Annotated in this window: 16 protein-coding genes and 1 pseudogene; 8 read left to right on the forward strand and 9 right to left on the reverse strand. The window is 33.2% G+C overall.

All coding sequences use genetic code 11. The features are described from left to right. Positions 1 to 84: 84 nt before the first annotated feature. Together artE and thiL are read right to left on the reverse strand one after the other, a co-directional pair. On the reverse strand, positions 85 to 609 hold the full coding sequence (gene artE / locus MJ_RS00135; RefSeq protein WP_244409431.1) for an archaeosortase family protein ArtE: 525 nt from the start codon (positions 607 to 609) through the stop codon (positions 85 to 87). Then, the gene (thiL, locus tag MJ_RS00140; RefSeq protein WP_010869520.1) at positions 581 to 1,540 is read right to left on the reverse strand and encodes a thiamine-phosphate kinase; all 960 of its coding nucleotides are present in this window, start codon (positions 1,538 to 1,540) and stop codon (positions 581 to 583) included. Before thiL ends, artE begins: the two co-directional genes overlap by 29 nt. Before the next feature lie 379 nt (positions 1,541 to 1,919). On the opposite strand from thiL, the gene frhA reads away from it, so the two are divergent. From frhA to tfrA, 5 genes are all read left to right on the forward strand, one after another. Further along, positions 1,920 to 3,152, forward strand: coding sequence for a coenzyme F420 hydrogenase subunit alpha (gene frhA, locus MJ_RS00145; RefSeq protein WP_083774535.1), 1,233 nt, complete (start codon positions 1,920 to 1,922; stop codon positions 3,150 to 3,152). Between the two features lie 181 nt (positions 3,153 to 3,333). Continuing rightward, the gene (frhD, locus tag MJ_RS00150; RefSeq protein ID WP_064496369.1) at positions 3,334 to 3,873 is read left to right on the forward strand and encodes a coenzyme F420-reducing hydrogenase, FrhD protein; all 540 of its coding nucleotides are present in this window, start codon (positions 3,334 to 3,336) and stop codon (positions 3,871 to 3,873) included. Position 3,874: 1 nt separating this feature from the next. After that, positions 3,875 to 4,558, forward strand: a complete 684-nt coding sequence (gene frhG / locus MJ_RS00155) for a coenzyme F420 hydrogenase subunit gamma (protein WP_064496370.1) — start codon at positions 3,875 to 3,877, stop codon at positions 4,556 to 4,558. Between the two features lie 34 nt (positions 4,559 to 4,592). Next, positions 4,593 to 5,441, forward strand: coding sequence for a coenzyme F420 hydrogenase subunit beta (gene frhB / locus MJ_RS00160; protein ID WP_064496371.1), 849 nt, complete (start codon positions 4,593 to 4,595; stop codon positions 5,439 to 5,441). 254 nt (positions 5,442 to 5,695) lie between these two features. Next, positions 5,696 to 7,315 (forward strand): fumarate reductase (CoM/CoB) subunit TfrA, encoded by a 1,620-nt coding sequence (tfrA, locus tag MJ_RS00165; RefSeq protein ID WP_010869524.1) that lies wholly within the window; start codon positions 5,696 to 5,698, stop codon positions 7,313 to 7,315. Positions 7,316 to 7,503: 188 nt separating this feature from the next. Here the strand turns inward: tfrA and MJ_RS00170 are convergent, their stop codons facing one another. Continuing rightward, positions 7,504 to 8,454 carry a SufB/SufD family protein gene (locus tag MJ_RS00170; protein WP_010869525.1) on the reverse strand — a complete coding sequence of 317 codons (951 nt, stop codon included), beginning with the start codon at positions 8,452 to 8,454 and terminating at the stop codon, positions 7,504 to 7,506. Between the two features lie 141 nt (positions 8,455 to 8,595). After that, complete coding sequence (locus MJ_RS00175) at positions 8,596 to 9,336, reverse strand: ABC transporter ATP-binding protein (protein ID WP_064496372.1); 741 nt, start codon at positions 9,334 to 9,336, stop codon at positions 8,596 to 8,598. Between the two features lie 281 nt (positions 9,337 to 9,617). Between MJ_RS00175 and MJ_RS00180 the strand changes: the two genes are divergently transcribed. Both MJ_RS00180 and MJ_RS00185 read left to right on the forward strand, forming a co-directional pair. Then, positions 9,618 to 10,079 (forward strand): 30S ribosomal protein S15, encoded by a 462-nt coding sequence (locus tag MJ_RS00180; protein WP_010869527.1) that lies wholly within the window; start codon positions 9,618 to 9,620, stop codon positions 10,077 to 10,079. Between the two features lie 60 nt (positions 10,080 to 10,139). After that, positions 10,140 to 10,856, forward strand: a complete 717-nt coding sequence (locus tag MJ_RS00185; RefSeq protein WP_010869528.1) for a metallophosphoesterase — start codon at positions 10,140 to 10,142, stop codon at positions 10,854 to 10,856. On the opposite strand, the gene MJ_RS00190 is transcribed toward MJ_RS00185, so the two are convergent. The 5 genes from MJ_RS00190 to MJ_RS00210 form a co-directional block, all read right to left on the reverse strand. After that, entirely contained in the window at positions 10,857 to 11,510 is a 654-nt protein-coding gene (locus MJ_RS00190; RefSeq protein WP_010869529.1) for a DUF655 domain-containing protein, read from the reverse strand. It lies immediately after the preceding gene. 207 nt (positions 11,511 to 11,717) lie between these two features. Beyond that, the gene (locus MJ_RS00195) at positions 11,718 to 12,041 is read right to left on the reverse strand and encodes an RNA polymerase Rpb4 family protein (protein WP_064496373.1); all 324 of its coding nucleotides are present in this window, start codon (positions 12,039 to 12,041) and stop codon (positions 11,718 to 11,720) included. 123 nt (positions 12,042 to 12,164) lie between these two features. After that, positions 12,165 to 12,461: a 50S ribosomal protein L21e gene (locus MJ_RS00200; protein ID WP_010869531.1), complete on the reverse strand. Its 297-nt coding sequence runs from the start codon at positions 12,459 to 12,461 to the stop codon at positions 12,165 to 12,167. 79 nt (positions 12,462 to 12,540) lie between these two features. Next, on the reverse strand, positions 12,541 to 13,857 hold the full coding sequence (locus MJ_RS00205; protein WP_064496374.1) for a tRNA pseudouridine(54/55) synthase Pus10: 1,317 nt from the start codon (positions 13,855 to 13,857) through the stop codon (positions 12,541 to 12,543). A gap of 89 nt (positions 13,858 to 13,946) precedes the next feature. Further along, positions 13,947 to 14,594 carry an MJ0042-type zinc finger domain-containing protein gene (locus MJ_RS00210; protein ID WP_010869533.1) on the reverse strand — a complete coding sequence of 216 codons (648 nt, stop codon included), beginning with the start codon at positions 14,592 to 14,594 and terminating at the stop codon, positions 13,947 to 13,949. A 458-nt stretch (positions 14,595 to 15,052) separates the two neighbouring features. On the opposite strand from MJ_RS00210, the pseudogene MJ_RS09905 reads away from it, so the two are divergent. Next, positions 15,053 to 15,400, forward strand: a pseudogene (locus MJ_RS09905) (TIGR00375 family protein); the annotation flags it as partial. Between the last annotated feature and the right edge of the window lie 138 nt (positions 15,401 to 15,538).

Consider the following 15,538-nt stretch of genomic DNA (forward strand, 5'->3'; position numbering starts at 1 on the left):
TCTCCCCTTTATAGACAATCATCAAACTTTATTATTTAATAAGGTATTGATAAAAGCCCAAAGGGCTTTTATATTACTTCCTATTTATAAGTGGGATTTATTTGATGAGTGTCTATATTTTTCAATAATTTTTAAATAACCTATAACCAATACTGGAACTAACGTTAATATAACCCCATATCCCGCAATTTCATGATATAGATAAGAACTCTCCGGATGCATATTTACCAAATAGCAAATCAATACAATCCTAAAAATATTTACAAAAAATGCTAACAATACAAAAAAGATTCCAATTATAAACTCTTTAATGTTTTTTGAATAAACAATAATTAGAGCTAAAAGTCCAGCAATTAAAAAACTTCCTGTGCATTCTTCAACCACTTCAACAGTGTTGTTTGGCAAATATATAAAATTATCTGCCAATCTTGCATCTGAAATAATTATTTTTGTAAATATGTAGCTTAGATATGTAACAATTCCTATTAAATATTTTCCAAAATAGCTTAAAATAAAAAACACTACTAAAAATATAATATAAAACTTTATCAAAAACAAAATTTTTTCTTTTTTACTCAATTTACCATTTGTGAATGTATCCTCCACCATAAAATTCCTCTCCATCAATAAACTGCCCATCTTCTATAATTTTACCGATTTTATAAATCTTTGAATAGCCTTTTAGTGAATCTTTCACTTTATTAAATTTAGATGTTGTGAATAAAAGCTCAAACTCCTCTCCACTATTTAGAGCAACTTTTATGGGGTTTAAATTAAAGGCATCACAAAATTCAATGACATCTTCTGGAATAAGCTTAAAAATCCTATCACTGTATATCTCAAAATTTTTGAAATAAGTAATTTCCTTTCCCAAACCGTCTGAGATGTCACAACAACCATTTATGAGTTTATTCATTAATAGCCCTTCTTTAATCCTTGCAATAGGTTTTCTTAATTTTTCAATAATCTTTGGATATTTCTGGCAGAGTCTTTCAAACTCTTTGTAGCTAATTTTGTTCTCTTTAAGCATATAATATAGAGTTAAAGCACAATAAACCCTACCTAAATCATTAGTTACACAGATATCATCCCCAACTTTCCCTCTCCTATATATAGGATTGTCAGTTATTCCAAAGGCAGTTCCTGATAATATGAGCTCATCTCCCCTATTTGTATCCCCACCAACCACTGGGCAGTCATAAAGCTTAGAAAAATCATCTAAGCCAGAATAAAGCTCTTTAATAAACTTCTCATTTGCTTCTTCCTTAGATAGGGATATCGATACTAAAAATGCCAATGGCTTGGCTCCCATAGATGCAATATCTGAAACATTGGCGGTTAAAATTCTCCCTCCAATTTCATATGGGGATAATATAGAAGGGATATGGGCTTTTTTAACCATCATGTCTGTTGTAGCAACTAAATAAAAATTTTCATCAATTTTTATAATTGCACAGTCATCATCAATGCCTTTTACAATATTTTCATTAGAAAACTTTAGAGTTTTTTTGATTATTTCAATTACTTTCATCTCGTCCATTTTTAGCCCCTCTAATTAGAATAAAAGAAGTTTTTTATGACTTTTCTTTATTAGTTGATAAATAAAAAAAGGAAAAGTGGCATCAGCCGGCTTGCTACTCATCATAACTCAGACGGGGATAAACGTCATCATCTGCCAAATAAATACTCTTAGCGTTACATTTATTTAAATCTTTTTAGAGTATGGTAATATCTATTTATAATATTTTATTCGATTAATAATACAAAAAATTGATTTTTAACATATCCAAAAACCTAAATCCCTATATTGGCATTTTTAAAGAGATATTAGCTTATATAAGCTTATATAAAACAACCTAATGATAGTTGATTAAACAAATATCTCTTTTCAATGTTTTATTACTTTGGAGGTGAATTTTGTGACCAATAGAATAGAAATTGCCCCTACAACCAGGCATGAAGGACACGCCAAATTAATTTTAGAGGTTGATGAGGAGGGAATTGTAAATAAAGCATACTATTTAAACACAACCCCAGTTAGAGGATTCGAAACAATGTTAAAGGGCAAGCCAGCAGAGTTTGCTCCAATAGCAGTGATGAGAATCTGTGGAATCTGTCAAACCACACACGGAATTGCCTCCTGTGAAGCTATAGAAAACGCTATTGACTGTGAAGTTCCAGATGATGGTTTGCTATTAAGGGAGTTAGTAGGAATTGGAAATAGATTGCACTCCCACCCATTACACCACCTATTGACAATTGACGACTTCTTAAAACCAGATGAGACAGATTTAAAAATTGAACTAATAAAATTAATCCAAAGAATGAGAAAGGTTGGACAATTAGTTGTAGATATTGTAGGAGGAGAAGGAATCCACCCACCAAACATTGTAATTGGTGGAATGAGAACAAACATAACAGAGAGAGCTAAATCAAGACTATACTATGCATTAAGACAGTATGAAAAAGATGCCTATGAGTTGTATGAGAAATACACTGAATTAATTGAAAGATACTTAGAAGAGATTGGAATCCCAGACTTAGGAGCTCATGAATATCCATATATAGCAACTCACACAACATACGGAGACAGATATGCAATAAACTGGGATGATGTAACTGAAATTCCAGCCCAAAGATACTACGATGATGAAGAAGCTAAACAAACAACAACAATCCAAATTCCTTTATATGCTGGAGTTCCTGCTGAAGGAGGGCCAAGAGCAAGAATGGTCAAGTTTGGTAATTTCAGAGAAGGAGGAAGTGCAATGGATATAAATATAGCAAGAGCTCAAGAGAACCTTGGAGCTGTTTATAGAGCTTTAGAGATTTTAGATGAACTCGACTTAAACGGAAAAACAAGAGCTGAGGTAGAATATAAAGATGGCTTTGGAATAGGGGTTCATGAAGCTCCAAGAGCTACAAACACACACATGGCAGAAGTTGGAAAGGATGGAAAAATTAAGAGCTATAGAATTATAGCGGCATCAACATGGAACTTCCCAATTGTTGAAAAGGCAATTGAAGGCTATCCACAGCAGTATGCTGAAGTCATAATGAGAGCTTATGATATATGAGCTTCATGTGCAACACACGTTATAGTTAAAGATGAAGAGACAAAAGAGATTATAGAAGTTAGAAAAATGTTATAAGCCTCGAGGGGAACCCGAAAGGGACCCGAGAGGCATAACAGGACTTTCGCAGGAATAAATATTCAATGGAATATAGACATCCAAAGATGTCAAAGTTCCAAAGTGCATATATAAACTGCGAAAGTCCTGTTTCTTTGGAAGCTTAAATTAAACCCTTAAAAAACTTAAAATGAATGAAACCATGAAGGCAGAGATAGAAAGCCAAGATGATGAATTGTTTGATTTAACCCCTTCATATTTAAAAAAAGAGATTATGGTCTTAGCTTGTGGTAATATACTATTTGCCGATGATGGCTTTAGCGTTCATGTCATTGAAAAATTAAACAAAATCTTAACTGACAAAGAAAAACAAAAAATTGCCTTAGTTGATGCTGGAGCTGGAGCCCCTCAGCAAGTTTTAACATTAATAGATGAAAACTCTAAAACAAAAAAAATAATTGTTGTTGATGTAATTGATTGGGGAATAAAACCAGGAGAAATAAAAATAATTGAGAAGGATGAGCTTCCAAATCCAAAATATCATAGATTAGATTCTCATGACTGGCCTTTAGCTCCTTTATTAAGGGAAGTTGCTGAAAAATATAATATAGAGGTTAAAGTTGTCGGCTGTCAAGCCAAGTATATTTCTGAGCCAGATGTTTATATTGGGTTGAGTGAAGAGGTTGAAAAAGCCGTTGATAAGGCAGTTGAGATAATTCTTAGAGAGTTGAGAGGTGATTAAAGTGGTTAAAGTTGCTCATGTTCAATTATGCAGTTGTTGCGGTTGCTTAGTGTCTTTAGCAGACACATATGAAAAGCTTTTAGATGTTTTGAATTCAATTGAGTTGGTTTATTGTCAAACTTTAGCAGATGCAAGAGAAATTCCTGAATGCGATATTGCTTTAGTTGAAGGCTCTGTCTGTTTAGATGACCACCACTCATTGGAAGTAGCTCAAGAAGTTAGAAAGAAGGCAAAAATTGTTGTTGCCTTAGGAGCATGTGCTGCAACAGGAGGGGTTACAAGATACTGTAAAGGAAACCAATTATCAAAGCCTGTTCATAGCTCATTCTCTCCATTAACTGAAGTCATTAAAGTAGATTTAGCAATTCCTGGATGCCCACCTTCACCAGAGGCAATCGTGGGAGTAATTACAGCAGCATTAAACGGAGATATGGAGTATCTACAACCTTATGCTGAATTGGCAGAAAAAGGAAGTGAAGCTTGCGGATGTGATGTTATCTACAAAGTTGTCAATAAATCCCTTTGCATGGGATGTGGAACTTGTGCTGCTGCTTGTCCAACAAGAGCTATAGAAATGTTAGATGGAAGGCCAAATGTCTTGAAAGAACTCTGTATTAAGTGTGGAGCTTGCTCTGTCCAGTGTCCAAGAATTAGATTCCCAGAGTTAATTGAGAAAATAGAATAAAATAATATAATATAATTTTTTGAGGTGGAATAGGATGAATCCTTTTGGTAGCTATAAAAAAGTTGTCTCAGCAAGGAGTACATTAAAAGAAGTTTTAAAGAAGGCTCAGGATGGGGGAATCGTTTCAACAGCTTTTATTTATGGATTAGAAAATAATTTATTAGATGGAGTTATAGTTGCAGACAACGCTGGGGAGTTTAAGGCAGTTCCTAAAGTAGCTACAACACCAGAAGAAGTTTTAGAGGCAGCTGGAACAAAATATACAGTCTGCCCAAACATTTCAGTATTAAAGAGTGCTGTTAGAGAATATGGCTGTGAAAAAATTGGAGTTGTTGGAACACCTTGCCAAGTTAGAGCTGTAAGAAAGTTGATGAAATATCCAGTAGGATTTAGACACGTTCCAGATAAGATTGCTTTAATAATCGGAATCTTCTGTATGGAGAACTTCCCATACTACGGATTGAAGTTGATTGTTGAAGAACACTGTGGAGTTAAGATGGAGGATGTCGTCAAGATGGATATTGGAAAGGGTAAGTTCTGGGTCTATACAAGATGGGGAGAGACAAAAGCGATTAAATTAAAAGAAACTCATCCTTATGAACAAATCGCTTGCCATGTTTGTACAGATTATACCGCAGAGTTGGCAGATATTTCAACAGGTTCAGTTGGAAGCCCAGACGGATGGAGCACTGTATTTATAAGAACTGCTAAGGGAGAAGAAATATTTAACAAAATGGTTGAAGATGGGTATTTAGAAGTTAAACCAATAGAAGAAGTTAAACCAGGATTAGGATTAGTTGAGAAATTAGCACTGCAAAAGAAAGAGAAAAACATGAAAGAAATCGAACATAGAAAAGAGCTCGGACTACCTATTCCATACTAAGAGGCACTGCCGAGCGTAGCGAGGCAGTGCATCCGTTTTGATGAACCTTTTACTAAAAGGTTCATGTGAAGGAAATAGAGCATAGGAAAGAATTAGGATTACCAGTGCCTTATTAAAAATATTACTATTTTCTTGTTCTTTTTTTATTTATACTATGCCAATTTTTTCATTTAGGATTATTTTTTTCATCAAAGCTATTTTGATTTATAAGTTTTAAATATCTGATGAGGGTATCCTATTTTTGGTGATAAAAAATGAAAACTGATATCTTAATTATAGGCGGAGGAGGAGCTGCTGCAAGGGCGGCAATAGAATGCAGAGATAAGAATGTCATAATAGCTGTTAAGGGATTGTTTGGAAAGAGTGGATGCACAGTTATGGCTGAAGGAGGTTATAACGCAGTATTTAATCCAAAAGATAGCTTTAAGAAGCATTTTTATGACACAGTAAAAGGAGGGGGATTTATAAACAATCCAAAGCTGGTAGAGATTTTAGTTAAAAATGCTCCTAAAGAGCTTTTGAACTTAGAAAGGTTTGGAGCTTTGTTTGATAGGACTGAAGATGGCTTTATAGCTCAAAGACCATTTGGAGGGCAGAGTTTTAATAGAACTTGCTACTGTGGAGATAGAACAGGACATGAAATAATGAGAGGTTTAATGGAATATATCTCAAAATTTGAAAGGATTAAGATTTTAGAGGAGGTTATGGCAATAAAGTTGATTGTTAAAGATAACAGATGCTATGGAGCGATATTTTTAGATTTAAAGACTGGGAATATATTTCCAATATTTGCTAAAGCAACTATATTGGCAACTGGAGGAGCTGGGCAACTATATCCAATAACATCCAATCCAATACAAAAGACTGGAGATGGTTTTGCTATAGCTTATAATGAAGGAGCTGAACTTATAGACATGGAGATGGTTCAATTCCATCCAACTGGAATGGTTGGGACTGGAATTTTAGTTACAGAGGCCGTGAGAGGAGAAGGAGGAATTTTATACAATAAATATAAAGAGAGATTCATGGTAAGATACGACAAGGAGAGAATGGAGCTATCGACAAGGGATGTTGTTGCAAGAGCTATATATAAAGAGATTCAAGAAGGTAGAGGAGTTAATGGAGGAGTTTATTTAGACGTTTCTCATTTGCCTAATGAGGTTATTGAAAAGAAGTTAGAAACTATGTTAAAGCAATTTTTGAGAGTAGGAATTGATATTAGAAAGGAGCCGATGATTGTTTCTCCGACTGCTCATCATTTTATGGGAGGTTTAAAGATTAATGAAAGATGTGAAACCAATATAATTGGATTATTTGCATGTGGAGAGGTTACAGGGGGAGTTCATGGAGCTAATAGATTAGGAGGGAACGCTTTAGCAGATACCCAGGTCTTTGGAGCTATTGCTGGAAAATCTGCCAAAGAGTTTGTTGAAAATCATGATTTTAATAATATTGATGCTGAAGAAGATGTTGCCAAAATATTGGAGGAGATAAATAGCTTGAAAGGAGATTTAAACGTCTATAATTTAATTGAAGATTTGAGAAAGGTTATGTGGGATTATGTATCCATTATTAGAAATGAGGATGGATTAAAAAAAGCCTTAGAAAAAATTGATGAAATTGAGAGAAATATAGATAATGTCAAAGTTAATGGAATTATTGACTTGCAGAACTACTTTGAATTGAAAAACATGGTTGTTGTTGCTAAGTTGGTTACAAAATCTGCTTTATATAGAAAGGAGAGTAGAGGAGCACATTATAGGGAAGACTTTCCAGAAACAAAGGAAGAGTGGAGAGGAAATATTATTATAAAAGGAAAAAAGATGTGGTTTGAAAAGTTGGATTATAGTGTCTTTCAAAACTTCTTGGAATAACTGAGGTATAAATGAACGCCTTCCGAAGGAAGGGCGTTCAAACCTTCCTTAGTAAATTTTTATTAATTTTGAAAGACACTACGATGTTGATGAATATCTAAAAAATCTTTAAAATAATGGTTTGGCTCAGCTGCGGGAGTAGTCATCACAGAATCAGATAGCGAAATTGTCATCATCGCCAAATATTTTTATAAATCCCCTATCATTCCCTTAACAATTATTTCAGTTGCCTCATCCTCATCCAATCCCTTAGCCATCAACGTCTCTAACTGCTTTTTATCAACACTTCCAATTGCCGCCTCATGGGTTATTCTTGCTTTATCATCTCTAACAACAACTATTGGGATTGATTCAACCTCAGCATTTCCTTTAACTATTTCAGCACAATCAATATGTCCTTTGCTGTATGGAGCGTTTCCTTCAATCTTTAACTTTAGGGATATTTTTGAGTTATCCATCGCCGCTCCTCTACTCTTTATAATGCATTTAGCATTTTCTCCATTCAACTTAACAACTTCATTAACCTTAACAACATCCTCCTTTATAGCGTATGTTCTTGTGGTTATATCAATTATTGCATCTTTTTTGGCAATAATCTCCTGTTCTATATCCAAAGTCCCTATCCTTCCCTTAGTTAATGTGAAGTTTGATATATAGATGCCACCTTCATCAATCTCAACTTTTACAGTTGGCTTAACTAAAATATCTCCATCCATTCCATGGTAGTGGAATTCATTATAGGAGAACTTTGCATTCTTACCAATCTTTATAATGCCGTTCATAATATGCTTAATTCCTTTACCTTTTGGAAATGAGCAGTGAGACATTAGAGAGATTGAGCTATCCTCCTCTAAGATGATTTCAACATCTATGATTTGAGATATATTTTCCTCAGTGATTCCAAAGCACATGTGAATTGGGTATTTAAATTTATAGCCTTTTTTAACAATAATCTTTGCCTTTATCTTTCCATCCTCTTCCTTCCCTTCTAATATTATTCCTTCATCTCCTTGAACATCAATAATCCTACTCTCTTTAACAATGATTCTTGGTCCTTTACCATGAACAATCTCTTCAGGTTTTTCAGACGTATATTTAATTGCTTCAATTATTTCCATTAATTCCTCTTTGATGCTCATTTCTCTCCCTCTGGGATTTTAATTTTATTCCCTCTCCTCTGGGACTTTTTTGTAGCATTTTCCTCAGCATAGGAGAAACTCCTATTGCGATACCTATAACACCTCCTCGCTTCGCTCGGAGGTGTAAATTATTTTGTAGGACTATTTTCCATCTGGCACTTTCTTATAGCATTTTCCACACTCTTTTTTATAAAACTCTCCAACTTCCTTTGGGTCTCCACTCTTTATAACCTCTCCAGCACAGATTAAAGAGACTCTATCGGCATGTTCAGCTAACTCCTCTCTGTGTGTAATAACTAATAAAGAACATCCTTTATCCTTTAAATAGTCAAAAACTCTCTTAATCTCATCAAATGATACAATATCTATCCCACTATCTGGCTCATCTAAGATAGCCAAATCCGGCTCCATACAGATAATTGAAGCTAACTCTATCCTCTTTCGCTCTCCTCCACTTAGTGTTTCATCCACATATCTATCTAAATATTTGTCTGGGTCTAAATTTACCAATTTTAAAGCTTCCCTAATTTTTTCCTCTGCTATTTCTTTATCTTTCTTATACTTTTCATTCATTCCAAGCATTAAGTAGTTTTTAACTTTAATCCCCTCAAATCTTGCAGGTTCCTGCCAAGCTAAAGTCATTCCCATCCTCGCCCTTTCAGTAATATTTTTATCAATTATATCAACACCTTTAAATATAATCCTTCCCTTAGTTGGTTTATATCCGGAAATTCCCATTATTGTATAAGCTAAGGTTGATTTTCCCGCTCCATTCGGCCCTATAATTGCATGAATCTCATTTTCCTCTACAGTTAAATTTACACCTTTTAAAATCTCTCTGTTCCCTCTATAAACATGTAAATCCTCTACTTTTAATAACATGATACTCACCAAAAATTATAAATAGGTCTTTTGTGAATGTTCATTAAAAGCGGATATATTTTTAATAGCTCATACAATAAAAAGATTACCATATCGATAAAATAAAAATAACAAAAACATGCCAGGTCTCTTCAGACCCATAGGGAAACCCCTATTGAGATACCCGAGTGGGGCTTCACTACGTTCAGCCCCACTGTAGTCTAGTATCCCAATAGGGCGAAGCCCTATGGAAATAAAAAACATGCCAGGTCTCTTTGGACTGGCGACCATCGGGTGATAGAATGGCAAGAATGCACGCAAGAAAAAGAGGTCGCTCCGGTTCAAAGAGACCCGTCAGGAAGGAAGTTCCTGAATGGGTCCAATACACACCGGAGCAAGTAGAGCAGTTAGTAGTAGAGTTAGCTAAGAAAGGTTACCAGTCAGCACAGATTGGTTTGATATTGAGAGATACCTACGGAATTCCAGATGTTAAGTTAATTACTGGTAAAAAAATCAGTAAGATTATGAAAGAACACGGCTTATATCCAAAAGTTCCAGAGGATTTATTGAACTTAATGAGAAGAGCTGTCAATTTAAGAAAACACTTAGAACAGCACCCAAAAGACTTGCACTCAAAGAGAGGTTTGCAGTTAATTGAATCAAAGATTAGAAGATTAGTCAAATACTACAAGTCAAAAGGTGTGTTACCAGCAGATTGGAGATACACACCAGAAACAGCAAGATTGTTGGTCGAACAAGCATAAAGCTTTCTTCTATTTTTCTCTTTTATTTTTAAGTTTATAAAACCTCAATTAAGTGATTTTATGGAGGAGAGACTTAAAATTAAAGATTTTTATATAACGGTTGATAGATGTTTAGTTTATAAGGATTATGCAATAATAGCTGACACACATATAGGATTTGATGTCTTTTTTGGTGAAGGGGGAGCTAACTTCCCATTATTGCAGAAAGATGAGGTTATAAAGAGGACTTTGAATATAATCGATAAATATAAAATTAACAATTTAATAATCAATGGGGATATAAAGCACAACTTTAAGCCATATCCCAAGGAGATTAAGTTTTTAAAAGAGTTTATTGAGTTTTTGAGAGAATATATTAATGTTATTTTAATTAAAGGAAATCATGATACTTTTATATCATCTGCTGGCTACGAAATCTTTGATTATTTTGAACTTGGTAATTATTTAATCTTTCATGGGGATAAAGAGATAAAAATAGATAGAGATTTATTAAAAGAGAAGTTTTGGATTTTAGGGCATGAACATCCTTCAATAAAACTTAGAGATGATGTTGGTGCTATTCTAAAATTTCCTACCTATTTATTAAACAAGAACTATATTGTTTTACCCGCTTTTAACCCTTTATCTCCTGGGAATGATTTAATCAATAACTCTGCATCATCCAAAATTATAAAGAAGAGTTACTTAGAGGCAGAGGTTATAGCAATAACTGATATTGGTCTGCTAAATTTTGGGACTCTTAGAGATTTGAGAGAGTTTGCTAAAACACATTTATGACTATTCTTTTAGATAGAATGTCATATTATCCTCATTCAATATTATTCCTTTCTTCCATTTTACAAATAAGTAGTATTTATCTTTTTTGTCATCTGAAAGCTCTTTTTCAATTCTTTTAGCTATAATTCTCACAGGATTTTTCCCAATTCTCTCTTCAAAGTCCTTAAAACTTTCAAATTTTTTTGCTTCTCTCTCTTCAATAATTTTCCACATATATTTCTTTTTAATTTCTGGAAGTAATTCTAAGGTATGTAATCTTGTGGTTATTGGTGGGCATTCATTAAAGAATCTCACAAACCTATCCTCCTGTATTTTAACGGCTTCCATTACTACATATAAAAGTTCTGATTTAGCTGTTGGAGTTAGTTGTTCATATTTAATCATTCTTCTAACGTGGTCTATTTTATCTCTCTTACCTTTTCCAATATAGACTCTTTCACCTAATTCAATATCTACATTTGGTTTTGGAATCATCTCCATTAATAAAAACTGATATTCTCCAAGCCCTTGAACTATAGGTTCATCAGGTTTGTCGGGATAACCGTAAGGTAAATAATCCAAAACCCATGCGTAGTTTTCAAATTTTTGTGGCTTATTTTTTTTAGGAAATCTCATTCTTTCATCGTTTCCTTTTTTATATTGCCCTCTAACCATAAAATTTCACCCTTCATTTAAATCTACGAATATATCGGAGCAATAAACACCCTGGACTTAATTTACACCTCCGAGCGTAGCGAGGAGGTGTTAGGTTTTGATGAAACCGAAGCATTAGCTTCGGGCTATGAAAACTCGGAGAGTTTTCATTTAACTTTTTCTAAAAGTTTCATTTAAATTTACAAATTTAAAGGAGTAATAAAAAAATTAAATATATTTCCTAACGATTTCTAAGATTTCCTCAGCATTTTCTGGCAATTCTCTTTTGTAATATATTGCTCTCAAATCATCTAAATCTTCAGGTAATATATCAGCTATTTTAACTGCTGTTTTTTCATCTATTCCTAAAGATATTAACTCTTCAACCAATTTTTTTGCCTCTTCTTTATCTAATTTGGCAAACTTTTGTAAATAATCTAAAGCACATCCCTGTTCGTAAGATAACTCTCCAATTTGGGCTCTATTATACATAATTTCAGCAGCCTCTGATACTGTTACATACCTCTCTCCAAGGATTTTTTTGCCTATCATTCTCTCCCTCTTAGCTTGATACAATAAAAATATAATTTAATAATTTATTTCTGGAGTTGTATTTAAATCAAGGAAAAATAATTAAAGTGTTTAATTAATAGAGATTTTTATGAAATTAAATATTTATGCAGTAGCAGGTCTTAAATGCTGTGGGTAAGCAATGATTTGTTTGTATTTTCCTCCATCTCTTACTTTAACAATAAATGCTCTTCCCTGCTTACCAACAACAATCCCTGTTCTTCCATGAAATCTTGGGTGTGGCATTCCCTTATGGACTGATGGATCTATAACTATATGGACATACTCTCCTTCTTTAAACTCTCTCAAAGCTCTTGTTATTGGATAGAGACCTCTTTCTCTTGGGTGTTTTGATAACTTCTTTCTTGTTTTTCTTCTAAATCCTTCACTCATTTGAACCATAATTCTCACCTTTTTGAATAGGTTTTTAAATGAGGCATTAATTGCCTCTGAAAGAGGCAACTTAATGCATCTGTTTTGATCAACCTTTTTCTAAAAGGTTGTTATCGTGTATTTTCAAAACATCTAATTCCTTACAGATACAGTTTTTATTTAATATAGATGAGACTGATGGGTTTGTTCTCCCATCATCTCCACTGATTAGCTCTTTTATATATAATCCACCATCACAATATATAATCATCTCAAAATGATTGTCATCTACTTTACTGGTTTTAACTTTATATACCTTACGGATTCTCTCTAAATCAGCTCTTCTATGTAAAACCCTTTTTGGTGTTTTTTGATAGATAGTTCTATTTTCAAGTTCTTTTTCAAGGAGTTTTAGTTCTTCATCAGTAATTTTATCAGAGCATTCAACTAAAGCCCTATATGTTTTTCTATGTGGAGTGTTTTTAAATATAACTTTATCCTTCCTAACACCAAACTCTAAGTTTAAAACCTCTACTCTACCATCCTTATTAATTTCCTCAGCAATTTTATTTAAATCAATTTTTCTTATCTTTGGCTCTTTAATCTCTAAAACAAATGGTCTTCCATCTCCAAGCATTCTTACATCAATATCTTCTCTCCCAGCTCCATGGAATTTTGCATCTACTCCTTTTGTTGCCTCTAAGAATGGTTTGGCAATAATTTCTTCAACTGATATTGGATATTTTTTACCTGTGTAGTTGCAGAGCTCACAACCTTTTCCTCTACACTTTCTGCAAGGCCATCTTGTTTGTGGAATCCCCCTAACTAATTTTCTATATCTTCCTTTAATAAATAAAGGATTTATTTGTAGATAGATTTCTTCAGTGTATGGATTTATATGCACAACAATATCTGGATATTCTTTATCTGGGGCTTTATCTAACCTAACTGCCAACATCTTCCCAAATTCTCTACCAAATTCCTGCTTTATACTCTCCATAAATTCTGTTTCAATCTCTTTCTCAAGGTCTTTAATCTCTTCTGGTATGTGAGTTCCAATTAAAAATGTATCAAAATCATATTCTTTTAAAAGTTCAATGGCTTTATTTAACAACTTTTCCATTTTTTGTTTGTTAAAAATGCCTCTACACCATGGGCAGTTCTCTTTCTCTATCTCTATATCTTCCAATCTTATTTCATCAACTCCACTTTTTGCCAAAGCTTTTAATAACTCTAATTCTTCTTCATAATTTATTCCTTTTTCCTTAGCTTTTTTTATCTTTGCCTCAAGTTCCAAAGCTTTATATAGCTTTAACGCCCTACCTCTTTCAGTGTTTGTTGTATGTAATAACTTAGCATACAACCTTCCAAAGCATCTATCACAGAGAGGATATTTTTTTAATATTTCATAATTTATAATCTCCATGTTTCTCCCCGTTGGACTTATTATTTGCTTATTTATTATACTAGCCATGATAGTTCATAATATAGTTAATATTAAAAATTAAGTAAGTTTTAAATCATTGTTGGCTCCCAAAATGCAATCCAACACTTTATAAGCTTTTCAATTAACTCCGGTCTTTGTGATAATGGTGGATTTTCTGAATATTTCTCTCCTAAGTATAACCTTAGTCCTTCATCTCCCTCTTTAAGCTCAAATCCTAATTTTTCTGCTATCTCTTCCATTCTTTCTTTTGGTAGCTTTATTTTACTTTTATTAACTCCCTCAATAATACCAAATTTTTGCTTTACGTATATATCGTTATCTTCATCAACTTGGAAATTTTTAGTTTTGACACTACCACAATAGTGAGATACGGATTTAACTACATATACCATTCCTCTATATTCTGGTTTTTTAGCAATTTGCCATATTCTGAATTCATATATTTCTCCATTTATGTTTGCTTTTACTCTAAGGGCTTTTAATACATCCTCAGATTTTGTATCTTTATATGGTGAAGTTTTCTTTGTTTCCTCTATTTCAAGTATTTTTACATCTAAAAAATCTTTATCTCTTTTATTTTTCATTTTCTCACCCATAGGTTTTACTACGTATATTGAAGTCCCACATTTAGGGCATTTTACTTCCATAGCGTCTCCCCCACTATCTTCTTCAACAACATATATCCATGCCCCACATTCTGGACATTTCACATTCATAAGGTATCACCTAACTTTACCTTTTCATTACCTTTTCATTCTCAGATAATACCTTAGGTTATCTAATATATAAACTTTTCGGTATCTTTTTTGTATCTTATTAAAATTAGGTATTACCTAACATGACATAATAATTTGTATATTTAAATAAATATACATTACTCTAAAAAACAAGTTTTAAAAGTAAGGAAAATTAAGCATTAAAAATTAACCATAATGGTGATACAATGATAGCTAATGTTGATTTGCACATCCATTCAAGATTCTCTGGTGGAACATCAAAGGATATGAATGTAGAGAACATCCTAAAATATGGAAAACTAAAGGGATTAAACATTATTGGAACTGGCGACTGCACACATCCAGATTATTTAGAAGAGATAAAGCAATACAAAGATAGAGAGCTAATTTTAACTACTGAAATTGAAGATAAAAACAGAGTTCATCACCTTATCTTATTGCCTTCAATAAGCAAAGTAGAAGAGCTTAGAGAGATTTTAAAAAAATACTCTAAGGATATTGATAAAGAGGGAAGGCCAAGAGTATCTATTGGTGGAGCTGAGCTTTTAGAGATTGTTAGAGACGTTGGTGGCTTAATAGGTCCTGCTCATTGCGTTCCTCCAGATACACTGCTGATATTAGAAAATGGCTTTAAAAGAATAGTCGATATAAAAGTAGGAGATAAGGTATTAACTCATGAAAATAGGTTTAAAAAAGTTGAAAAAGTTTATAAAAGAAGATATATTGGAGACATAATAAAGATTAAAGTTAGATACTTCCCAGAGGAGATAATATTAACTCCTGAACATCCGGTTTATGCAATTAAAACAGAAAAGAGATGTGACGGCTCTCATGGAATTTGTAAATTCAACTGCTTAACTCAATATACAAATCCTTCATGTAAAAAGAGGTATAGAAAATATAAGAGAGAATGGATTATAGCT

The organism is Methanocaldococcus jannaschii DSM 2661, assembly GCF_000091665.1.
Taxonomy (GTDB): Archaea; AGJL01; Methanococci; order Methanococcales; family Methanocaldococcaceae; genus Methanocaldococcus; species Methanocaldococcus jannaschii.